This is a genomic window from Stutzerimonas stutzeri, assembly GCF_002909485.1.
GTDB lineage: Bacteria > Pseudomonadota > Gammaproteobacteria > Pseudomonadales > Pseudomonadaceae > Stutzerimonas > Stutzerimonas stutzeri_AH.
Window position 1 is genome coordinate 70,030 of the sequence record NZ_PPXG01000007.1, and the last position, 22,300, is coordinate 92,329.

At 60.2% G+C, this 22,300-nt stretch carries 24 protein-coding genes; 1 reads left to right on the forward strand and 23 read right to left on the reverse strand.

Going from position 1 to position 22,300, the window contains the following annotated elements; translation table 11 throughout:
- From CXK91_RS16820 to flhA, 6 genes are all read right to left on the reverse strand, one after another.
- Complete coding sequence (locus CXK91_RS16820; RefSeq protein ID WP_103457237.1) at positions 1-795, reverse strand: protein phosphatase CheZ; 795 nt, start codon at positions 793-795, stop codon at positions 1-3.
- Between the two features lie 23 nt (positions 796-818).
- A complete protein-coding gene (locus tag CXK91_RS16825) occupies positions 819-1,193 on the reverse strand; it encodes a chemotaxis response regulator CheY (RefSeq protein ID WP_181003973.1) in 375 nt (124 codons plus the stop codon).
- A 73-nt stretch (positions 1,194-1,266) separates the two neighbouring features.
- Positions 1,267-1,992, reverse strand: a complete 726-nt coding sequence (fliA, locus tag CXK91_RS16830; protein ID WP_103457239.1) for an RNA polymerase sigma factor FliA — start codon at positions 1,990-1,992, stop codon at positions 1,267-1,269.
- 17 nt (positions 1,993-2,009) lie between these two features.
- Entirely contained in the window at positions 2,010-2,837 is an 828-nt protein-coding gene (gene fleN, locus CXK91_RS16835) for a flagellar synthesis regulator FleN (protein ID WP_103457240.1), read from the reverse strand.
- Positions 2,838-2,928: 91 nt separating this feature from the next.
- The gene (gene flhF / locus CXK91_RS16840) at positions 2,929-4,221 is read right to left on the reverse strand and encodes a flagellar biosynthesis protein FlhF (protein WP_103457241.1); all 1,293 of its coding nucleotides are present in this window, start codon (positions 4,219-4,221) and stop codon (positions 2,929-2,931) included.
- Positions 4,222-4,237: 16 nt separating this feature from the next.
- Complete coding sequence (gene flhA, locus CXK91_RS16845; RefSeq protein ID WP_103457242.1) at positions 4,238-6,358, reverse strand: flagellar biosynthesis protein FlhA; 2,121 nt, start codon at positions 6,356-6,358, stop codon at positions 4,238-4,240.
- 225 nt (positions 6,359-6,583) lie between these two features.
- Here flhA and sodC point away from each other — a divergent pair, with 225 nt between their 5' ends.
- Positions 6,584-7,105, forward strand: coding sequence for a superoxide dismutase family protein (gene sodC / locus CXK91_RS16850; protein WP_103457243.1), 522 nt, complete (start codon positions 6,584-6,586; stop codon positions 7,103-7,105).
- Between the two features lie 46 nt (positions 7,106-7,151).
- On the opposite strand, the gene flhB is transcribed toward sodC, so the two are convergent.
- The 17 genes from flhB to fliF all read right to left on the reverse strand — a co-directional run bounded on the left by flhB (position 7,152) and on the right by fliF (position 22,292).
- The gene (flhB, locus tag CXK91_RS16855) at positions 7,152-8,288 is read right to left on the reverse strand and encodes a flagellar biosynthesis protein FlhB (protein ID WP_103457244.1); all 1,137 of its coding nucleotides are present in this window, start codon (positions 8,286-8,288) and stop codon (positions 7,152-7,154) included.
- Between the two features lie 27 nt (positions 8,289-8,315).
- The gene (gene fliR, locus CXK91_RS16860; RefSeq protein WP_103457245.1) at positions 8,316-9,092 is read right to left on the reverse strand and encodes a flagellar biosynthetic protein FliR; all 777 of its coding nucleotides are present in this window, start codon (positions 9,090-9,092) and stop codon (positions 8,316-8,318) included.
- A gap of 5 nt (positions 9,093-9,097) precedes the next feature.
- Positions 9,098-9,367, reverse strand: coding sequence for a flagellar biosynthesis protein FliQ (fliQ, locus tag CXK91_RS16865; RefSeq protein WP_103457246.1), 270 nt, complete (start codon positions 9,365-9,367; stop codon positions 9,098-9,100).
- A gap of 11 nt (positions 9,368-9,378) precedes the next feature.
- The gene (gene fliP, locus CXK91_RS16870; protein WP_103457247.1) at positions 9,379-10,155 is read right to left on the reverse strand and encodes a flagellar type III secretion system pore protein FliP; all 777 of its coding nucleotides are present in this window, start codon (positions 10,153-10,155) and stop codon (positions 9,379-9,381) included.
- Positions 10,155-10,574 carry a flagellar biosynthetic protein FliO gene (fliO, locus tag CXK91_RS16875; RefSeq protein WP_103457248.1) on the reverse strand — a complete coding sequence of 140 codons (420 nt, stop codon included), beginning with the start codon at positions 10,572-10,574 and terminating at the stop codon, positions 10,155-10,157. Before fliO ends, fliP begins: the two co-directional genes overlap by 1 nt.
- A 1-nt stretch (position 10,575) precedes the next feature.
- Entirely contained in the window at positions 10,576-11,049 is a 474-nt protein-coding gene (gene fliN / locus CXK91_RS16880; protein ID WP_103457249.1) for a flagellar motor switch protein FliN, read from the reverse strand.
- Between the two features lie 40 nt (positions 11,050-11,089).
- Positions 11,090-12,061, reverse strand: a complete 972-nt coding sequence (fliM, locus tag CXK91_RS16885; RefSeq protein ID WP_103457250.1) for a flagellar motor switch protein FliM — start codon at positions 12,059-12,061, stop codon at positions 11,090-11,092.
- Positions 12,062-12,073: 12 nt separating this feature from the next.
- Positions 12,074-12,607, reverse strand: a complete 534-nt coding sequence (fliL, locus tag CXK91_RS16890) for a flagellar basal body-associated protein FliL (protein WP_103457251.1) — start codon at positions 12,605-12,607, stop codon at positions 12,074-12,076.
- Between the two features lie 248 nt (positions 12,608-12,855).
- Positions 12,856-14,079, reverse strand: a complete 1,224-nt coding sequence (locus CXK91_RS16895; protein ID WP_103457252.1) for a flagellar hook-length control protein FliK — start codon at positions 14,077-14,079, stop codon at positions 12,856-12,858.
- A 180-nt stretch (positions 14,080-14,259) separates the two neighbouring features.
- A complete protein-coding gene (locus tag CXK91_RS16900) occupies positions 14,260-14,610 on the reverse strand; it encodes an Hpt domain-containing protein (protein WP_103457253.1) in 351 nt (116 codons plus the stop codon).
- A gap of 28 nt (positions 14,611-14,638) precedes the next feature.
- Positions 14,639-16,330: an ATP-binding SpoIIE family protein phosphatase gene (locus tag CXK91_RS16905; protein WP_103457254.1), complete on the reverse strand. Its 1,692-nt coding sequence runs from the start codon at positions 16,328-16,330 to the stop codon at positions 14,639-14,641.
- 1 nt (position 16,331) lies between these two features.
- Complete coding sequence (locus CXK91_RS16910; RefSeq protein ID WP_103457255.1) at positions 16,332-16,637, reverse strand: STAS domain-containing protein; 306 nt, start codon at positions 16,635-16,637, stop codon at positions 16,332-16,334.
- A gap of 261 nt (positions 16,638-16,898) precedes the next feature.
- Positions 16,899-17,351, reverse strand: coding sequence for a flagellar export protein FliJ (gene fliJ / locus CXK91_RS16915; RefSeq protein ID WP_103457256.1), 453 nt, complete (start codon positions 17,349-17,351; stop codon positions 16,899-16,901).
- 3 nt (positions 17,352-17,354) lie between these two features.
- Complete coding sequence (gene fliI / locus CXK91_RS16920) at positions 17,355-18,713, reverse strand: flagellar protein export ATPase FliI (protein WP_103457257.1); 1,359 nt, start codon at positions 18,711-18,713, stop codon at positions 17,355-17,357.
- Complete coding sequence (gene fliH, locus CXK91_RS16925; protein WP_103457258.1) at positions 18,703-19,479, reverse strand: flagellar assembly protein FliH; 777 nt, start codon at positions 19,477-19,479, stop codon at positions 18,703-18,705. The genes fliI and fliH overlap by 11 nt, the downstream gene beginning before the upstream one ends.
- A 19-nt stretch (positions 19,480-19,498) precedes the next feature.
- Positions 19,499-20,515 (reverse strand): flagellar motor switch protein FliG, encoded by a 1,017-nt coding sequence (gene fliG / locus CXK91_RS16930; protein WP_103457259.1) that lies wholly within the window; start codon positions 20,513-20,515, stop codon positions 19,499-19,501.
- Entirely contained in the window at positions 20,508-22,292 is a 1,785-nt protein-coding gene (gene fliF / locus CXK91_RS16935; RefSeq protein ID WP_103457260.1) for a flagellar basal-body MS-ring/collar protein FliF, read from the reverse strand. The genes fliG and fliF overlap by 8 nt, the downstream gene beginning before the upstream one ends.
- Positions 22,293-22,300 lie beyond the last annotated feature (8 nt).

A 22,300-nucleotide genomic window follows, 5' to 3' on the forward strand; every position in this document is an offset into this window, starting at 1 on the left:
CTAAAAGCCCAGGCTCGAAAGCAGATCGTCGACATCGTCCTGCCCGGATACGACATCCTCACGTATATCGGCATGCATCTGCGGACCTTCACCTTTGGAAGGCTCTTTTTCTTGTTTTTTCTGTTCCTGCTCGGCGCGCATCGCGTCGCGGTCGTGCTGAATGCCGGCCACGCGATCGACCTGCCCCGCCATCAGGACGAGATTGAGCAGGTTGCTTTCGAGTTCGGTGACAAGCCGAGTCACGCGCTTGATCACCTGCCCGGTCAGGTCTTGGAAGTCCTGAGCCAACATGATCTCACTGAGATTTTGCGATAGTTGGCTGCCATCGTTCATGCTGCGCTGGAGATACACATCGATGCGCTTGACCAGATCGCGGAACTGCTCAGCACTCATTTCGCGACGCATGAAGCGCTGCCAATCGGCCGTGAGGCTCTGAGCTTCATAACTCACGTAATTCACCAATGGCGCCGACTCTTCCACCAGGTCCATGGTGCGGTTGGCCGCTTTCTCGGTCATCTCCACCACATAGGACAGACGATCGGTCGCGTCGGTAATCGGTGACGGATCGCCGCCGGTAGCGCAGGTATCCATCTCGAGCTTGACGATGGCGTTGTGCAGCTCGCGGGTGAGCTTGCCAACTTCTAGGTAGAGCCCATGATTGCGGGCCTGATTAAGCTCATTGAACATCTGCGTCGCTTCATCGAAGCGACCTTGCTGCAGGCTTTCAATCAGTTGGGGTGCATGCGCCTTCAGAGTCGCTTCGAACTCTGCCAGGGTTTGGTCTGCTTGCGTCATAGTGCCCTCGCGGCGTTGCTGCTTCAGCCGTTGACGCGCTCGAAGATCTTTTCGATCTTCTCCTTGAGCACCTGGGCAGTGAAAGGCTTGACCACATAGCCATTAACCCCGGCCTGTGCCGCTTCGATGATCTGATCGCGTTTCGCTTCGGCAGTCACCATCAGCACCGGCAGGTTCTTGAGGCGCTCATCGGCGCGCACGGTGCGCAGCAGATCGATACCGCTCATGCCAGGCATGTTCCAGTCGGTGACGAGGAAGTCGAAGCTGCCACTCTTGAGCATTGGCAGCGCAGTAGTACCGTCATCCGCCTCGGCGGTGTTGGTGAACCCCAAGTCACGCAGGAGGTTCTTGATGATTCGTCTCATCGTCGAGAAGTCATCGACGATGAGGATTTTCATGTTCTTGTCCAAGTCGACCTCCGTAAGTCCCAAAATGCCTCAGCAACCGAGCACGTCATACCGCAAACAATCGTCAATTGGCACGCCATTCGCCGAGACGTGCGCGCAAGCGCGCAGCACACTGGCTATGCAACTGGCTCACACGCGACTCGCTGACTCCCAGCACCTGACCAATTTCCTTCAAGTTCAATTCTTCGTCGTAGTACAGCGACAGCACCAGCTTCTCGCGCTCGGGCAGGTTGGAAATGGCATCGGCCAAAGCCTGCTGGAAGCGATCATCCTCGAGGTCACGAAAGGGCTCCGGATGGGTACTGGCAGCGTCGTCCTCAAACTCGCCGTGCTCACCCTCCTGCAGCAGATCGTCAAAGCTGAACAGACGGCTGCCCAGTGTGTCCCCGAGAATGCCGTAATACTCATCGAGACTTAGCTTAAGTTCGGCCGCAACCTCGTGATCTTTAGCGTCACGTCCAGTTTTCGCCTCAATAGCACGGATAGCTTCGCTGACCATGCGCGAATTTCGGTGTACCGAGCGCGGCGCCCAGTCCCCCTTTCGTACTTCGTCGAGCATGGTGCCGCGAATGCGAATGCCCGCATACGTTTCAAAACTGGCACCTTTGCCGGCGTCGTATTTCTTCGCTGCCTCCAGCAGTCCGATCATTCCGGCCTGAATGAGATCATCCACTTGCACGCTGGCAGGCAGACGCGCCAATAGGTGGTAGGCGATTCGCTTGACCAATGGGGCGTATTGATCAATTAGGCGGTACTGAGCATCCTTTGCCTGAGCCTTGCTGTAATACATAGCGGTTCCGGCACCTGTCATTCGTGGCTCTGTGAAGCGGGCGTGATGAGACGCTCTACGAAGAATTCGAGGTGGCCGCGCGGTGTCGCGGGCAGCGGCCAGGTGTCGACCTTCTGCGCGATGGCCTTGAAGGCCAGCGCACATTTCGAACGTGGGTAAGCCTCATAAACAGCTCGCTGCTTCTGTACCGCCTTGCGCACGGTCTCGTCATACGGCACGGCGCCTACATACTGCAGCGCCACATCGAGAAACCGCTCGGTAACCTTAGTCAGTTTAGCGAACAGGTTGCGGCCTTCCTGTGGCGCGTGCGCCATGTTGGCTAGCACGCGGAAACGGCTGATGCCGTAGTCGCGGTTCAGCAATTTGATAAGAGCATAGGCGTCAGTGATGGAAGTGGGCTCATCGGTAACGACCAGCAACACCTCCTGCGCTGCGCGTACGAAGCTGACCACCGAATCGCCTATGCCAGCCGCGGTATCGATGATCAATACGTCGAGTTCGTCGCCGAGATCGCTGAATGCCTGGATCAGGCCGGCGTGCTGCAGAGACGAGAGCTGGACCATGCTCTGCGTGCCGGACGCTGCCGGCACGACGCGAATGCCACCGGGCCCCTGGATCAGCACGTCGCGCAGATCGCACTCACCAGCAATCACGTCGGCAAGGGTGCGCTTGGTGGTAAGACCCAGCAGCACGTCAACGTTGGCCAATCCCAAGTCGGCATCGAGCAACACTACACGCCGACCGAGATCGGCCAGTGCCAGAGACAGATTGACCGACACGTTGGTCTTGCCGACGCCACCCTTGCCGCCGGTCACCGCAATCACCTGTACGGGATGCTTACCCATGTTCACACGCCTATATCTTGCTGGGGCCATACGGCCGGCGATGCGCCCGCATGGCGCGCATCTGATTCATTCAGGAACCGCTGTCGCATCATCATCCGGCCCGCCGTGAGGAGCCGTTGTACAAACCGGCGAACATATCGGCCATGGTTTCCTCGCTCGGTTCCTCACCGGTTTGCAAACTCACGGCGCGACTGACCAGTTGATGATTGCGCGGCAGGTGCAGATCGTCCGGGATCCGAGGCCCATCCGCGAGGTAGGCTATCGGCAAGTGCTGGCTGATTGTGAGGCCAAGCACATCACCAAGGCTGCCCGCCTCGTCCAGTTTGGTCAGGATACAACCAGCCAAGCCGCAGCGACGATAGTTGTGCCACGCCGCCTTCAACACCTGACTCTGACTGGTTGCCGCCAGCACCAGATAGTTCTTCGATTTCACCCCCCGATCAGACAACGCATCGAGCTGCATACGCAGGGTCGGGTCGTTTGCCGGAAGGCCCGCCGTATCGATAAGGATCACGCGCTTTCGCGCCAATGGCGCCAGCGTCTTGACCAGCGACTGGCTTGGATCGATCTGCAGTACCGGCACATCAAGGATGCGCCCGAGAGTCTTGAGCTGCTCCTGCGCGCCGATGCGATAATTGTCCATGCTTACCAGCGCGATGTTCTGCGCACCGTACTTCAACACGTAGCGGGCCGCCAGCTTGGCCAGGGTCGTGGTCTTGCCGACGCCGGCCGGACCAACAAGCGCAATTACGCCACCCTCTTCCAGCGGTTCGTTCTTCGTGACCTTGATCGCCTGAGCCAGGTGCGCCAGCACCATGCGCCAAGCCTGGCGGGGCTCGTTGATCCCTGCAACCTTTTCCAGAAGGCTACGCGAGAGTTCAGCCGGCAGCCCCATGCGCTGCAGACGGCGCCAAAGGCCAGCCTGCTGCGGACGGCGACTCTGCTCCTGCCCCCAGGCAATCGAACCGAGCTGTACTTCGATCAGCTCGCGCAGGCCGTGCAACTCAGAATACATGGCCTCGATTGCACGTGCGTCGACCGAAGCAGTAGGCGCGGCGACAGGTTCGGCTTGTGGCTTGCTTGTCACCGCGGCCGGCTTCTCGTCAACCAGTTGACGATCCTGCATTTTCGCGCGAGGTGCTGTACTCAGCTCTGCATGCGCATTGGCAAGGCGCGCCTGCGTCTTGCGCAACTCGGCTTCCAGCGCCGGATTGGGCTTGGTCGCTGCGGGAGCGGACTGCATCGGGTAGTCGAGCACTGCGGTCAGCTCGACGCCACCGGCCACCCGGCGATTGCCGATGATCACGGCATCGGCGCCCAGCTCGTCACGCACCATTTTCATGGCGATGCGCATATCGGCAGCGAAGAAACGTTTGACCTGCATGGCCTTCTACCCTCGGTTAATTCTGACCCACCGTCGAGACGATGGTGACTTGCTTGTTGTCCGGTATTTCCTGGTAGGCCAGAACATGAATGTTCGGTACCGCCAGCCGCGCGAACCTCGACAGCATCGCCCGAACCGGGCCGGCTACCAGCAGCACTGCCGGTTTACCGAGCATTTCTTGACGCTGTGCTGCATCTACCAAAGACCTTTGCAACTTTTCGGCCATTCCTGGCTCCAGCAGAATTCCGTCTTCGGAGCCCTGACCAGCCTTCTGCAAGCTATTGAGCAAGATCTGTTCCAACCTAGGTTCCAGCGTGATCACAGGCAGCTCCGGCTCTAGTCCCACAACGTTTTGCACGATTGCCCGGGACAGCGCGACCCGCACAGCTGCGACCATTGCGGCGGGATCTTGACTCTTGGCAGCCGCATTCGCGATGGCTTCAGCGATGGTGCGGATGTCGCGCACTGGAACCTGCTCCTGCAGCAACGCCTGAAGCACCTTGAGCAGGGTCGAGAGCGAGACCATACCCGGCACCAGCTCCTCGGCCAGCTTCGGCGAGCTCTTGGCCAGCAACTGCAGCAGTTGCTGTACCTCCTCATGGCCTAGCAACTCGTGCGCATGCTTGTGCAGCACCTGATTGAGATGCGTGGCGACCACCGTACTGGCGTCTACCACTGTGTAACCCAGTGACTGCGCCTGATCGCGCTGGCTTGCCTCTATCCAGACAGCTTCCAGGCCAAAGGCCGGGTCCCTGGCGGCTATGCCGTTTAGGGGGCCGAACACCTGCCCCGGATTGATCGCCAACTCGCGATCCGGATAGACCTCGGCCTCGGCCAGGCTCACTCCCATCAGCGTCAATCGATAGGCGTTGGGTAGCAGATCGAGATTGTCGCGAATGTGCACCGAGGGCATGAGGAAACCCAGATCCTGGGATAGTTTCTTGCGTACGCCCTTGATTCGCGCCAGCAGCTGGCCGCCCTGGTTACGATCCACCAGCGGAATCAGGCGATAGCCGACTTCAAGACCCACCATATCGACGGGCGTCACATCATCCCAGCCCAACTCCTTGGTTTCCGCTGTCCGCTGAGCAGGAAGCAGTTCCTGCTGTTTCTGCACTTCCTGCTCGGCCTTCTTCACGACCTGCTTCTGCCGATGCCAGATCCAGTAGGCACCTGCTGCGGCTACAACGCCAAGGCCGAGAAAGGAGGTATGCGGCATGCCAGGCACGAGGCCCATGGCGATCATGATGCCAGCCGCTACGGCCAACGCCTTGGGCGATGCGAACATCTGCCGGTTGACCTGCTGGCCCATATCTTCGGAGCTGGTGACACGGGTCACCATGATCGCTGCAGCAGTCGATAGCAGCAGCGACGGGATCTGCGCGACGAGACCGTCACCGATGGTCAGCAGCGCATACACCTGGCCGGCTTCACTGAAGCTCATGCCGTGTTGCGCCATGCCAATGCCGACGCCACCAATGAGGTTGATGAAAAGGATCAGCAAGCCGGCAATGGCGTCACCGCGAACGAACTTACTCGCACCGTCCATCGAACCGTAGAAGTCTGCCTCGGAGGCGACTTCAACGCGCCGCAGCTTGGCTTCGGACTGGTCGATCAGACCTGCGTTAAGATCGGCATCGATCGCCATCTGCTTGCCGGGCATGGCGTCGAGCGTGAAGCGAGCGCTGACTTCCGAGATTCGCCCGGCACCCTTGGTTACCACGACGAAGTTGATGATCATCAGGATCGCGAACACGACGATACCGACGACGTAGTTGCCGCCAATCACCACATTACCGAAGGCCTCGATCACATGGCCGGCAGCAGAGCCGCCTTCGTGACCATTGATCAGCACCACGCGCGTCGACGCAACGTTCAGCGCCAGACGCATCAGTGTGGCGACCAGCAGAATCGTCGGAAAAACCGCGAAATCAAGCGGTCGCAGCGCGTAGACGCTGACCAGCAGCACGACGATCGACAAGGCAATGTTGAAGGTAAACAGCAGATCCAGAAGGAACGGCGGTACCGACAGCATCATCATGCCCATCATCACGAGCAAAAGCAGCGGCACGCCGAGGTTGCCGCGACCGGCGCCCGTCAGGCCATTGCGAATATTGATGAGTTGCGTGCGATCCACATAGACCCCGGGAATACAGAACGAAATCTTGACGCGAAATGCGCCCTGACCGAGCTATAGCAAGAAGGGGTCCAACTTTTTCAGCCCACGGCAGCGCTGGTCGAACGGAATACCACCACCATCCGGAAGCACAGCAAGGCCGAGCCGTCGAACGCGACCGGATACAGACAGTCACAACTGCTATCGGCAACACTCCGTTGCCGTTTTGTGCGAAAGGAGCATCAGATGAAACTGTGGATCATCGCCGCGCTTGCAGGCTGCACCGCCCTCGCCGCCCAGGCCGAAACCTTGAGCGTCAAGGTAAACACCGTCACCGCTCAAGGCATTGGCGAATCGGTGGGCAACGTGAAGGTTGAGAGCAACGAGTACGGCCTGGTATTCCGCCCCGAACTGACCGGCCTGCAACCCGGCGTTCACGGATTCCACATTCACGCCAAGGGCAGCTGCCAGCCGGCGGATATAGATGGAAAAACAACCGCGGCAGGCGCTGCTGGCGGCCACTGGGACCCCAAAAACACCGGCAAGCATGGCGAGCCTTGGGGCGACGGACATCTGGGTGATCTGCCCGCCCTGTACGTCGACAGCGAAGGCAAAGCCAGCCAGCCGGTATTGGCGCCTCGCTTGAAGAGCCTAGGGGATATCAAGGGCCTGGCATTGATGATTCACCAGGGTGGCGACAACCACTCGGATCATCCGCAGCCTTTGGGTGGTGGCGGTGCGCGCGTAGCCTGCGGCGTCATCGAGTAACGGAACGGGGACGCGGCGGCGGCCGCACGATCGCCGCCCGACTTTGCTACTCGTCTCTGCGCAGATCCGGCGGGATAGGCAGATTGGCCAGCGGGTCTGGCCTTCTTCCCTTACCGCCGCGGTATTGACGCAGTTGATAGACGTACGCCAGCACCTGGGCGACGGCCAAGTACAAACCTGCGGGAATCTCCTGATCGATCTCGGTCGAGTAGTACACCGACCGCGCCAACGCGGGCGATTCCAATACCGTAACCTTGTGCTCTTGTGCGATCTCGCGAATCTTCAGCGCCACGAAGTCACCGCCCTTGGCGACCAGCATCGGCGCCCCGCCCCTGGCCGCATCGTATTTGAGCGCGACGGCAAAGTGCGTCGGGTTGGTGATAACCACGTCCGCCTCAGGTACGGCCTGCATCATGCGCCGCTGCGCAGCATCGCGCTGCAACTGGCGAATACGCGATTTGACCTCCGGCTTGCCTTCGGAGTCTTTGTATTCGTCCCTGACCTCCTGCTTGGTCATCATCAGCTTCTGCTTGTTATCCCAAAGCTGGAACGGCACATCCACCGCGGCGATCAGGATCAGTCCGCAAGCCATCCACAAAGCACACCAGCCAACGATTTCGGCGCTGTGCATGATGGCCAAATCCAGCGGCTGCTTGGCAATCGACAGCAGATCGTCCTGATACGCCGAGAGCACCAGTAGCGCAACACTGAGCACGACCAGAAACTTTCCCAGCGCTTTGAGCAGTTCGACCAGAGCCTTGGTGGAGAACATGCGCTTGAGTCCGGCCGCCGGGTTCATTCGGCTGACCTTCGGCGCCATGGCTTTGCCCGAGAACAGCCAGCCACCCAACGAAACAGGACCGACGATCGAGGCAATCAGCAGCGCAATGAGCAGCGGCATGATTGCTTCCAATGCCATCAGGCCATTACTCATGAGCAACCGCACCATGGACCCTTCATCGAGCACGGTTTCCCGACTCAGCTCAAAGGTGCCTTGCATCATCGCCATCAGGGTCTGCGCCAAACTCCCACCGGACGCCAGCAAGCCACCGATGCCGCCCAGCGTGACGGCTACCGTGCTGAGCTCACGCGAGCGCGCCAGCTGCCCTTTTTCACGGGATTCGCGCAGGCGTTTATCTGTGGGTTCCTCGCTTTTGTCCGCACCGCTTTCGCTTTCAGCCACTGCGGGCCTCCTGCTTGATCAAGGACATCAACGTGCGCCGGCCAACTCGCGCAGCATCATCAACGCTTCGCTGACGAATATCTGATATTGCGCAAAGATATCGGCCATGCCGACCCAGACGATGATCAAGCCGAGCACCAGCGTCAGCGGGAAGCCGATCGAAAAAATATTGAGCTGCGGTGCAGCGCGAGTCATCAAGCCGAATGCCAGATTCACCACCAGCAGCGCGGTGATAGCAGGCAGTACCAATAGCAGGCCGGCGCCGAGGACCCAACCAAGTTTACCGGCCACATCCCACATATGGTTGGTCGACAGTCCGCCGCCCACCGGCAAGGTAACGAAACTCTCGGCGAGAATTTCCAGCACCACCAGATGGCCATTGACCGAAAGGAACAACAGAACCACTAGCATATTGAAGAACTGGCCGATCACCGGCACGGAGACGCCATTGGCCGGATCGACCATCGAGGCGAAACCAAGCCCCATTTGCATCGCCAGCATCTGCCCTGAAACGATGAAAACGTGAAAAAACAGTTGCAGGACGAACCCGAGCATCACGCCGATCAACAATTGTTCAGCGATCAACAGCAACGATGCCAGGCTCAGTGACTCAACCACCGGCATTGCCGGCAGCGTCGGCACCAACACCACCGTAATGGCCAGCGCCAGATAAAGGCGAACACGCATCGGCACCAACTGGGTGCCGATAATCGGCATGCTCATCAGTAAGGCGGCGATGCGAAACAGCGGGAGCAGGAACTGCCCTACCCACCCGCCGATCTGCGCATTGCTCAGCTCAAGCACGCCGGCTACCCGATCAACAGCGGAATGTTTTGCACCAGGTTCTGCATGTACTCCATCAGCTCGCGCACCAGCCAAGGCCCGGCCCAGATCAGTGTCATCAGCATGACTAGCAGGCGCGGCAGAAAACTCAGGGTTTGCTCATTGATCTGTGTGGCCGCCTGAAACATCGCCACCACCAAGCCGACCAGCAGGCTGGGTACAACCAGCACACCGACTATCATCGCCGTCATCCACAGCGCTTCGCGAAACAGGTCCACCGCTACTTCTGGCGTCATCTGCGTGTTTCCTAAAGGGTGCCGAAGCTACCGGCCAGAGTGCCGATGATCAGCCCCCAACCGTCCACCAGCACAAACAGCATGATCTTGAACGGTAACGAGATGATCAGCGGCGAGAGCATCATCATGCCCATCGCCATCAGCACGCTGGCCACCACCATGTCGATGATCAGGAACGGAATGAATATCATGAAGCCGATCTGGAACGCGGTCTTCAGCTCCGAAGTGACGAAGGCCGGCACCAGAATAATCATCGGGGCCGCCTCCGGCGAAGCGATGTCGGTGCGCCGCGACAGTCGCACGAACAGCTCCAGATCGCTTTCGCGGGTCTGCGCGAGCATGAAGTTCTTCAGTGGCACTTCGGCCCGCGAGATGGCCTCCTGCGCCGGTATCTGCTCGCTCAGGTAGGGTTGTAGCGCATCCTGATTAATCCGTTCGAACACCGGTGCCATGATGAACAACGTAAGAAACAGGGTCAGGCCAACGAGGATCTGATTCGAAGGCGTCTGCTGCAGCCCCAGCGCCTGACGCAGGATGGAAAAGACGATGATGATCCGGGTGAAGCTGGTCATCAGCATGACGAATGCAGGGATGAAGCTCAGCGCCGTCATGATCAGCAGGATCTGCAGGCTGACTGAGTACTCCTGCTGCCCTTCGGCATCCGTGGTCAGGGTAATTGCGGGAATCGATAGCGGATTGTTTCCCTGAGCCAGGATGCCCGAAGGCTCCTGTGCCATGGCAAGAGGGCTGAGCAGCACCAGCATGGCCACAAGCAAAATGCGCAACATCAAGGTCTGTCCTTGTGGTCCTTGCCAAGCAGCTCCATCAGACGCTGGGCGAATTCGGGGTTGGCTGGCTCGGCATCCGGTAGGTGCACTGGCTCCTGCATGACGTGCAATGGCGTGATACGCCCGCCACTCAGGCCGATGAGGATCTGCTCACCACCGACCTGGACCAGCACCAATCGCTCACGAGGGCCAAGCGCCTGACTGGAAATCAGCTTGATAACCTGGGTGCCACGCGGATTCATCTGCTGCACTCGGCGCAACAGCCATGCCAGCAGGAAGATGAACCCGATCACCAGCAAAAGGCCGAACAGCAGCTTGCCCAGCTGCGCGCCCATGCCGGTACTGCTCATGCTCGCCGCCGGTTCCGCTGCCATGGCAGGCAGAACCAGCAGCGCGATCAGAAACGCAAGGGCCCGCATGTCAACGCAACTTCTTGATGCGTTCGGTCGGGCTGATGACATCAGTCAGCCGGATACCGAACTTCTCGTTTACCACCACCACTTCGCCATGGGCGATCAGCGTGCCATTGACCAGCACATCCAGCGGCTCGCCGGCTAGGCGATCAAGCTCCACCACCGACCCCTGATTGAGCTGCAGCAGGTTGCGGATGCTGATCTCGGTACTGCCGACCTCCATGGAAATGGACACGGGAATATCGAGAATCACGTCCAGGTTCGGACCATCGAGCCCCATCTGCACGCCAGTAGATTTCGGCGCGCTGGCAAAATCTTCCAGTGGTGCACGCGGCGGCGCCGGTGGCGCTGCCGCGGGCCCCTGACTCAGCAATGCGTCGATGTCGTCCTGGCTGGCATCACCCGCCTCGGCCAGGGCTGCTGCCCATTCATCGGCAAGCGCCTGTTCCTCGGGAGATGAGTTGTCTTGTTCGTCTGCCATCGCTAGTCCTCGAACGGCTCGAATTGAGTAAAGGGCTGGTTCAACGTGAACGAACCAAGGGTTCCAGCACCTGTAATGCCAGGTTGCCCTTGTGGGCACCCAGCTTGACCTTGAAGGCCGGCATGCCATTGGCACGCATGATCATGTCTTCGGGCATTTCCACCGGAATCACATCGCCGGGCTGCATGTTCAAGATGTCGCGAAGCTTCAGCTGTCGTCGCACGACCGTGGCGCCCAGCGGTACGCTGACGTCGAGCATGTCCTCGCGCAGCGCCTTGACCCATCGTTCATCCTGGTCGCCAACATCGGATTGGAATCCGGCGTCGAGCATCTCGCGGATCGGCTCGATCATCGAATAGGGCATGGTCACGTGCAGATCCCCACCGCCACTCTCCAGCTCGATATGGAAGGTGGAAACCACCACCACCTCGCTGGGGCTGACGATGTTGGCCAGCGCCGGATTCACCTCCGAGTTGACGTACTCGAAGTTGACGTCCAGCACTGCATGCCACGCTTCCTTGAGATCGACGAACGCCTGTTCCAGCACCATACGCACTACACGCAGTTCGGTCGGGGTAAATTCCCGACCTTCGATCTTGGCGTGTCGCCCGTCGCCACCAAAGAAATTGTCCACCAGTTTGAACACCAGCTTGGCATCGAGGATGAACAACGCGGTGCCGCGTAGCGGCTTCATTTTCACAAGGTTGAGGCTGGTCGGCACATACAGGGAATGCACGTACTCGCCGAACTTCATCACCTGAACGCCACCCACCGACACATCAGCCGAACGGCGCAGCAGGTTGAACATGCTGATACGGGTGTAACGGGCGAAGCGCTCGTTGATCATTTCCAGCGTGGGCATGCGCCCACGCACGATGCGGTCCTGACTGGTCAGGTCGTAGCTTTTGATGGACCCCGGCTCGGAATCGCTCTCGGTATCCACCAGACCGTCGTCGACCCCGTGCAGGAGCGCATCGATCTCGTCTTGCGAGAGCAGGTCTTGAACAGCCATCTGGGCAGCCTTCTATTGCAATACGAAGTTGGTGAAAAGCACTTGCTCGACGGCAAGCTTGCCAATTTCCTTCTGCGCCAGCTCTTGCACGCTGGCAGTCGCCTGCTGACGCAGCATCTCCTTGCCAACAGGCGTTTTCAACGCCTCGAAATCCTGACTGGACAGCAGCATTACCAGCCGGTTGCGCAGTAACGGCATGTGGACTTTAAGCGCGTCCAACGCTGCCTGATCACGAGTCATCAACGCAATGCTGACCTGCATGTAACGCTGCCGACCCTTGTGGTTGAAATTGACCACGAATGCCGGCATCAGCACTTCATAGATCGCAGGCTGCTTGCCTGACACGACCGCCGCAGCTTCTTCCGACTTGCTGCCGCCAAGATCGTCTCCCTTGCCCATGAAGTACAGCGTGCCGCCAACGGAAAGCGCTACAGCCACCAACATGGCGACCACGATGACGATGATGAGTTTCAGTCGGCCTTTACCTGCCGACACCGCTTCCGGGCCGGTTGGCGGCACTGCCGCTGGAGCCTGTTTCTTAGCCATGCCAAATATCCGTCATCAACCGCGATTCGGTCGGGTTCTGCGAGTTAAGAGCAACTGCTGTGCCAACGTATCAGGCAGCCGCCAGTGACGGCGGCAAGCCATTGACCCAGGTGCCGACAAGGTATCAGGAAATGAACTCTGCGACGTCGGCGCGGCGAAACCTATGCGCGCTGCCGCGACCGGCGGCGGAAAACCGGCGCGACCCCGTCGGATCAGGTGCCGGCTATCAGCAAATAATGGCGGATGCCTCAGGCGTAGTAATCGACCAAGCCGCGGTCACCCGAGGTACGGTTGCCGGAAATATCCGTGATGCCCTGCAATTCTTCAGCGGGCGCATCATCCTCAGCTGAAGAGCCTCGCGACGATCCCCCTTCAGCACCGCCTTGCCAGCCGCGCGCCAGCGACTGATCGGAGACGTTGACATCCATCAGGTTCATGCCCTGCTGGGCGAACATCTCACGTAGACGCTGCATTTGCCCTTCCAGCGCGTCTCGCACCCCGGCATGCGGACTGAGGAATGTTACTTGCGCCTGGTCCTTGCTCAGATCAATACGCACTTCCATGCGCCCAAGCTCTGCGGGATCGAGCTGTATCTCGGCCGACTTCAGGTTCTGGCTGGAGAGCCACATCACGCGATCCACAACAGCCTCGCTCCAGCCAGTCTGCTGCATCTGTACCGGCTGGCCTGGCACCAGCGCCGGCCGTTGCGCCTGTTGAACCTGCTGGGTGATCGCCTGGCTCAGCGGATTGAGTCGCGCAGCAGCCAATTCAGTGGCGCTCGCCGGGCGGCTTTCCTTGGGCCCGTCCACGCTGTCCAGCAACTCCTTGGTCGCCAGTTCCAGATCGAACTCGCCATCGGCCGGCTCATTTTCGGCCAGCAGCAGGCTAGCGAAACCGTCATCTACGTCTGCCTTTGCTTGCGCATCTGCCAACGGGTTGCCCAGCTGCTGAGCAGCCTTCTGCATACCGAAAGGTGTTTCACCCACCGCGCGCATGCTCGCAAGGGATGTTTCTTCGGCAGCCAAGCCCTCGTCACCGGCGGCAAGCTCCTGCGCAACCGATAAACCTGCCAGTAGCGACTCCCCCTGAAGTTCGCTACCCGGCACGTTTTCGGCCTGCGGCACCAGTTGGCCTCCGAGGCCCAGCAACAACAGCGGGTCGAGCTCAGCGTCAGGTACTTCCTCCGCCGGCGCGTCGGGAGGCAAGGGGTTGCCGCTTTCGGCAACCGCCGGCTTTTCGTCACTGGCCACGCCAGCTGACTCTTGCCGGGCCTTATCATCGACGGGCTTGTCCCGACCGGTCTCGTTGCGCACCGGACGGTCGACCGGCTTCGGCTGACGCTCCTTGGCGTACACGTCAGAAAAGCTGGCGCTATCCCGGGCCTCGCGCGGGGCTTCGGGAGCCTTGGACGAAGCTTTCGCTCGTGCGTCTACAGAAGGAGATTTGAGCAGCAGGTCAGGGGAAACAGCCATTGGGTCATTCCGCTACGGATGGATCGTGGCGATAGCGGAGCAAGTTCCGGGCCAGCCTCTGCGGCCACATGAAAAGGTCGCGCAAAAGCGCGTGATTCCGGCTACCAGCGCCCAGAATTCCCGAAGCGCCGCGACCACCCCCGAGCAGCCGGGCGACGTGTGCGTCAGAGATTTGTCCGCTTAACCATAGCGCTGTCGTTCGGCGCGAAACAGGATGCCTACGATGGCGAATTCACGTTCGATGGATTCGATGAGCCGCGGCGCCACGGCAAGTTGCTCTTCTCTTGCGGCACTCTCCAGCTCCTGGCAGAGCTCAGCCAGCAGCGTTGCGCCCATGTTGCTGCAGCTGCCTTTGAAGCTGTGGGCAGCCCGACGCAGGGTCTCGGCCTGATCAGCCTGACAGGCCTGCCGGAGGAGGCGAACCCGCTCCTCGGAATCGGCGAGGAAGGTATCCAGCAGTGCCGGATACTCACTCTCCATCACGTCCTGCAGCGTAGCCAGCACGGCGCTGTCGAGATGAGTGTTGGACACCGGTACACTCCTGTTTCAAAGCGCTGAATTATGCCTCAGCCTGCCAGACGAACTCCACGCTCAACCCCCGCCCATCCGGTTGCCAGTCGAGCCCGTCGCTTAACTGGCGGACCAGGTGCAAACCTCGGCCACTGAACTGATCACTACCCAGTTGAACCTGCAGCGCGCTCGCCACATCGAAACCCGAGCCGCTGTCGCTGATGGCGATGCGCAGCTGACCGCCCTGTGAGTCCGCCTTTATACCCAGCTCAAGATGAATATGGCCGTCAGCAAGCGTCTGCAGACGCTGCTGCCGCAAATCGTAGTACTGCTTAAAACCGTCGGCATCACACTTGAGTGCCGAATCCAACCCGAGCACGCCATGTTCCAATGCATTGGAATAAAGCTCGCCCAATACGGTATAGATCGCGCCCACTCTTGGTCGTATCTGGTTGATCTGCAGCAGCACTTGCAGCAGCTGCGGCAATGGGTTGCCGTTGCGCAAGCTATCGGCACGCAGATCGAAGTGGGCCGACCAATCCATGGGGCGAATGCGATGTGCCGTTGCGGAACTGGTCAGCGGCATAAACCCCGCATCCTCTGTAACCACAACTTCGACGAGACTCAGGTCATCCTGCTGCTGCCCGTGGAAGTCGAGTAACGCCTGCTCGATCTCGTCAAACAGGTGGGCCGGCTCGCGGTTGGCAGTGAGTGCAGCCAACAGCCGTTGCTCGCCGAACAGCTCGTCCTCTGCATTGCGGCTTTCCACGACGCCGTCGGAGAGCAACAACAGGCGATCGCCAGGTGCCAGCGGGTAGTACTGCAACTTATCGTCAAATGCCGCGGCGGAAACTACGCCCAACGGCAGGTGCTGGGAAACCAATGCAGTGCGTCGGCCATCAGCGGAAATGAGATAACCATCTGGAAGCCCGCCACTCCAGACGCGCAGGGTTCCCTGCTTGGCATTGATGTCCAGTAGCGTTGCGCAACAGAACATCTCCACGGGGAGGATCTGCTTGAGCTTGGCATTCATCTCGCGAAGGATGTCGGAGCTGGAGTACCCCTTGGCCGCCATGCCGTAGAAGGTCTCTGCCAGCGGCATGGCACCGATGGCCGCCGGAAGGCCATGGCCGGTGAAATCCCCAAGCAGCACGAACATCTGCCCTGCCGGCGCCTGCGCAGCCAGCAGCAGATCGCCATTGAACAGCGCCCGGGGCGATTGCCGATAACGGATGTTGGGTGCACTCAAGCAACCGGCGTGGGCGACCTTATCGAATATTGCCTTTGCCGCACGATGCTCATCGAGCAACTGCCGATTGCGCCTGGCGATCAGATCGCGCTGCTCCAGCACTGTTGCCTGTAGCCGCCGCAGACGGTGCATGGCCTGAATCTTGGCTTCGAGAATGATCGGGTTGTAAGGCTTGGCGATGAAGTCGTCACCGCCGGCTTCAAGGCAACTGACCAGTGCTTCGTTCTCGGTCAGCGAAGTGAGGAAGATGATAGGAACCAGCTCATCGCCGGCAAGCTGCTTGATCCGGCGGGCTGCCTCGAAACCATCCATGACCGGCATCAGAGCGTCCATCAGCACCAGCTGAGGCCGTTCCCGCTGGAAAAGCTCGACTGCCTCCTGACCATTGGCCGCCGTGAGCACGCGATGTCCCTGCCGAGCAACAATGGTGGAGAGCAGCATGCGATCGACAGGACTGTCCTCGGCGATCAGGATCGACAGCCAGGTAGGCATCTCAGGCGATCACGAACAGCTGTTCGAAGTTGGAAACCGAGAGGATCTTGCGGACGTCGGCATTGCAGTTGAGCAGACGAATGTCCGCCTCATCGCCGCCCGCATGGTCGCGAAGCAAAAGCAGCATGCCGAGGGCGGAGCTGTCCATGTAGGTAGTGCCCTGCAGGTTCACCACATAACGTCGCGGACTCACGTCCTGGCGCTGATAGGCATCACGGAAAGCCTGATGCGCATTGAAGTCGAAGCGTCCGCTGATGGTAATGGTCAGCTCTTGCCCATCCACCGAAGGCTGCGAAGTAATGGTCATGTGGCACTCCCTGATCCGGAACGTCTTGAAGACTGCCGGTGTTGGCAGCCGTCGCTGATGCGAATTGGACAGCCGTATCCGGCTGAAAAAAAGCAATTCGGGGTCTGTAACCAGACCGAGGGGGACCGAACGCGAATTCGCAACCCTACCGAATTAATCACTGCGTAAAAACCGGTGAAGATTTATCACTCAAGCTGCGGCGCGGCAAGCACGAATCCGGTTCGTTTGCGCTAGCACGCAAACAATGACCGACATGAGTGCTCAACGCTCCCGCGGTCGACCGGCAAGCCGCTGGGCGAACTCGTCGAGCAGCTTCTGCTCGCGCTTGTCTGCCGCTACCCGCGCTTCACGCTGATAACCTTCGATCAGCTTGCTCAGTCCTTCCACGCGCGCGTGCTTTTGATGCCACTGCTGACGAAGTTTGAGCAGATTGTCACGGTGCCAATTGACGCTACGCTGCTGCTGGCCGATAGCCGATTCGAGCTGAGAAAGAAAACGTTGGTAATTCATCAGCCATTGGCCGGAAACGCCCTGACTGCCTTGCTGCATCCACTGCTGCTGGTAATCGCCAAAATACTGTTCAAGCTCCGATAGCTTGGCCTCGGCCTGCGATAATTGCGCCTGCGCCTGGCCCAGCAACCGCGCAGCGTCGCGCTCGGCACGCTCGGCCATCTCGATGACCGGCGCTAGGCGCGCAGCTCGGCTGACCACCACCGGTTAGCCGCCTTGCCGGGGACTGAAAATCGCGGCCAACTGTGCAGCGCTGCGGTTGAGGTCTTCACTCTCGTCGAGCCCCTGGCGCAAATAGCTGACCATATCCGCCTGCCGGGCGATGGCCATATCCGTTTCCGGGTCGCCGCCCGGCACGTATGCGCCGACACTGATTAGATCGCGACTCTGCTGATAGCGCGACCACAGCTGTTTGAAGCGCTGCGAGGCACGGACGTGCTCGGCGCTTACTACCTGCGGCATGACCCGGCTGATGGAGGCCTCGATGTCGATGGCAGGATAGTGCCCCTCTTCGGCCAAGCGGCGCGATAGCACGATGTGGCCGTCGAGCACACCACGGGCGGCGTCGGCAATCGGGTCCTGCTGGTCGTCGCCCTCGGACAGTACGGTATAGAAAGCGGTGATGGATCCACCGCCCTGCTCAGCGTTACCGGCTCGCTCGACCAGGCTGGGCAACTTGGCGAACACCGATGGCGGGTAGCCCTTGGTTGCCGGCGGCTCGCCAATGGCCAAGGCAATCTCGCGCTGCGCCTGGGCATAGCGAGTCAGGGAATCCATTAACAACAGCACGTTCTTGCCTTGATCACGGAAGTACTCCGCAATACGCGTGCAGTACTGCGCGGCCCGCAGGCGCATAAGCGGCGCCTCGTCGGCGGGCGATGCGACCACCACCGAACGCTTGATGCTCTCTTCGCCGAGGATGTTCTCGATGAACTCCTTGACCTCGCGACCACGTTCGCCGATCAGGCCGACGACGATGATGTCGGCCTCGGTGAAGCGGGTCATCATGCCCAGGAGCACCGACTTACCGACGCCGGTGCCGGCGAATAGCCCAAGACGCTGACCGCGCCCTACCGTGAGCAACCCATTGATGCTGCGAATACCCACGTCCAGTGGCTCACTGATCGGGTGACGCTTGAGCGGATTGATCACTGGACCGTCCATCGGCACCCAGTCTTCGGCCTTCATGCCGCCTTTTCCGTCCAGTGCCCGCCCTGCCCCGTCGAGCACGCGGCCGAGCATGGACATACCCATAGGCAACCGACCGGTATTGACCAGCGGCACCACCCGCGCGCCAGGCGCGATGCCGGCCAGACTGCCAACGGGCATCAGATACAGCTTGCCGCTGGAAAAACCCATCACCTCGGCCTCGACCTCGGTGGGGTGATAGCTATCGTCATTGATGACCAGGCAGCGACTGCCGACGGCTGCACGCAGGCCTTCTGCCTCCAGCGTCAGGCCGACCATGCGCAGCAGACGCCCCTCCAGCATGGGCTGGCTGGGCAGTTTGATCGCTTCGCTGTAGGCCTCGAAACGCTTGGCGAAGCTGACTCGCTCAAGGCGCATCGGTCACATCCAGATCGATGGTCAAATCCGCTACGGGAGGACGGGTGGCATTCTCGCGCTGCTGTTCGAACAGTTGCTTGATGGCCTGGGTGAGGCGCGTCTCGATGCTGGCATCGATTCGACTGTGCTCAGTTTCGATATGGCAGCCGCCAGGTAGCAAGCTGCTGTCCTCGAGAATTCGCCAGGTTTCCTCATGTCGCTCACGCAGTGCCTTGATTAGCTCGAAATCCTGCGGATTGACGTGGATTCGCACGTTGGTCGCGCCCATGGGCAACAGCTTCAGTGCCTCGCGCAATACCTGGCGAATCTGGGTGGAATCGATCAGCAGGTCGCGCTGAATAACTTCACGCGCCACATGGCTGACAAGCGTCGCCATGGCGTGCTCGAGATTACGATCCTGATCGGCGATGGGATCGAGCAATTGGCCCATCAGCCGCTCAAGACCCTCCACTCGCGGGGCCAGAGCGGCCTCGGCATCTTGCCGCGCCTTGAGCTGACCGGCATGAAAGCCATCTTTCTCTCCGGTGGCGAAACCTTCGTTGTAGGCCTGCTGACGGATCGCTTCGAGTTCGTCGAGCGTCAGCGGTTTGACTTCCTCGACGGGGACGTCCTCGCTGCGCGCCAACTCTTCGACCGGCGCTTCCACGACCTTAGCCGAGGGCAGCACCTGGTCCTCACCTTGCGGATCGAAACTGGGCAAAGACCAGCGATCGAACAGGCTGACATCTTTCGCACGAATGACGTCGCTGGGGTTGTCCTTGGCCATGTTTGGGGTTCGTACCTACTTAGATCATCTCTTCGCCGCCCTTGGAGCCCAGAACGATTTCTCCGGCCTCGGCCATGCGGCGAGCGATGGTAAGGATTTCCTTCTGCGCGTTCTCGACATCGCTGACGCGCACAGGACCTTTGGCCTCCAAATCGTCGCGCAACAGCTCGCCGGCACGCTTGGACATGTTCTTGAAGACCTTCTCTTTGATGCCGTCGTCGGCGCCCTTGAGCGCCATCACCAACACATCGGAGGATACCTCACGTAGCAGCACCTGGATGCCACGGTCGTCGACTTCGGCGAGGTTGTCGAAGACGAACATAAGATCTTCGATCTGGCTGGACAGGTCTTCGTCCACGTCGCGGATCGCATCCATCAGCTGGCCTTCGATGGAGCTGTCCAGGTAGTTCATGATGTCCGCCGCTCGCTTCACGCCACCCAGGCTGGCGCGGCTGGTGTTTGTGCTGCCAGAGAACTGCTTCTCCAGAATCAGGTTCAGCTCCTTCAAGGCCGCAGGCTGGACGGTATTGAGCGAGGACACGCGCAGGACGATATCCAGCCGCACCTTGTGGTCGAAATGCGACAACACCTCGCCAGCCTGGTCCGGATCGAGATAGGCCACCACGATGGCCTGAATCTGCGGGTGCTCGTAGCGGATCACGTCCGCGACGGCGCGCGGCTCCATCCATTTCAGACTGTCCAGACCGCTGGTATTGCCGCCCAGCAGGATGCGATCGATCAGGCCACCGGCCTTGTCTTCGCCCAGCGCCTGGGTGAGCATCTTGCGGATATAGCCATCAGAGCCGACGCCCAGACTGGTCTGGTCGCCAACGATTTCGACGAACTCGCTCATCACCTGTTCGATCTGCGCCTTCTGCACGTTACGCATCTGCGCCATGGCGGTACCGACACGCTGTACCTCCTTCGGCCCCAGGTGACGCAGCACCTGCGCAGCGTCGGTTTCCCCCAGCGAGAGCAACAGAATGGCGGCCTTGTCGACCTTGCTGAGCTTGGCTTGAACTCGATTGTCACTCATCGTCGTTGATCCACTCTTTCACGACCTGGGCTACCCGTCCCGGGTCATCGGCCACCAGGTTCTTGATCGCGTTCAGCTGGGCTTCATATCCCTCGCTGGGGCTTGGTAGCAGGATGTTCTGCGGACCACTCAGGCTAACCCGATCACTGGCCAGTCCCGACTCCAACCCGTCATCGTCGCCCAGCTCGCCGGAGCCATTGGCGACCTGCAGCTCCTTGCCGCTGGATGGGTTGGTGAGATTCTTGAGCACTGGGCGCAGCACGCCGAACACCAGCACCAGAATGAACAGCACACCGAGCACCTGTTTGACGACATCCCAGAACCACGGCTGCGAATAGAACGGGATCTCCTCGAACGTCTCGCTAAAGCTGTCGGCAACGAACGCCGTGTTGATCACGCTGACGCTGTCTCCGCGACTGGCGTCGAAGCCCACCGAGTCCTGCACCAGGCGGGTGAAGCGTGCCAGATCATCGGCATTCCACGGCACACGCACCACTTCGCCAGCAGCATTGAGCGTCACCTGATCGTCGACCACCACCGCTACCGACAACCGGCGAAGGCGACCTTGCTGTTGTTTGGTATAGCTGATGGAACGATCGAGCTCGTAGTTACGTGTGGCCTGCTCACGCTTGTCGGCCGGGAAAGGGGCAAGCATCGGCTGGCCGGTCGCCGGGTCCATGACCTGTTGACCGTTGGCGTCCAGCAGCGGTTGACCAGGCGCCACGGCACCAGCAGCAGCGGCAGCCTGATTGGCCTGCTCAGGCGCAGCGGCCGGCCCAGGTGGCTGATTGCTCAGCGCGCCAGGCACGCCCTGCGGCGATACGCTGCTCTGGCGCTGCTCATTGACGCTCTGCTCGCTGCGTAGCGCAGGCTGGTCAGGATTGAAGGTTTCCGAGGTGGACTCCACCGCGCTGAAATCCACATCCGCCGAAACTTCGGCCTTGTAGCGGCCACTACCGAGCACCGGCTGCAGGATGTTGTGCACGCGCTGGGTATAGAGGCTTTCCATGCGACGGCTGTAGTCGAACTGCTTGCCGGCCATGCTCAGCTCGGTGAGCTCCTGCTGGTCGGATAGCAGATTGCCCTTCTGGTCCACCACGGTGATCTGCGATTTGCCCAGCTCCGGGACGCTGGTTGCGACCAAATTGATGATCGCCATCACCTGACTCGGCTCCAGCGCACGGCCTGGGTAAAGCTCCACCAGAACCGAAGCGCTAGGCTTGCGTTCGTCACGCACGAATACCGAACTCTTCGGGATCGCCAGGTGCACACGGGCGCCCTTGACGTTGTTGAGGCTGGAGATGGTGCGACCCAATTCGCCTTCGAGGCCACGGCGGTAGCGGGTCGCCTCCATGAACTGGCTTGTGCCGAGCCCTTGATCTTTGTCGAGAATTTCAAAACCGATATTGCTGTCGGCCGGGCCGATACCGGCGCTGGCAAGCTTCAAGCGAGCGCGCGCAAGATCATTGGCCTTCACCAACAGTGCGCCGGAGTTGGGTTCGACGGTGTAGGTGATATCTGCGGACGCGAGGGTTTCCATTACCTGGTTGGCATCCATCCCCGCCAGACTGCCCAGCAGCGGGCGGTAATCTGGCTGCTGTGACCAGAGCACCACGGCAAAACCGATCGCCACACTTGCTGCCAGACCGACCAACAGGCCGACCTGCCGCAGCATGGACATATCAGACAGGTTTTCCAGGAAGGACAGGCCCAGGAAGGGCTTCTTCGCACCCTCGGAGGTAGCCGGCACCGGAACGTTGCTCAACGCTTCAGCCATGATTCAAT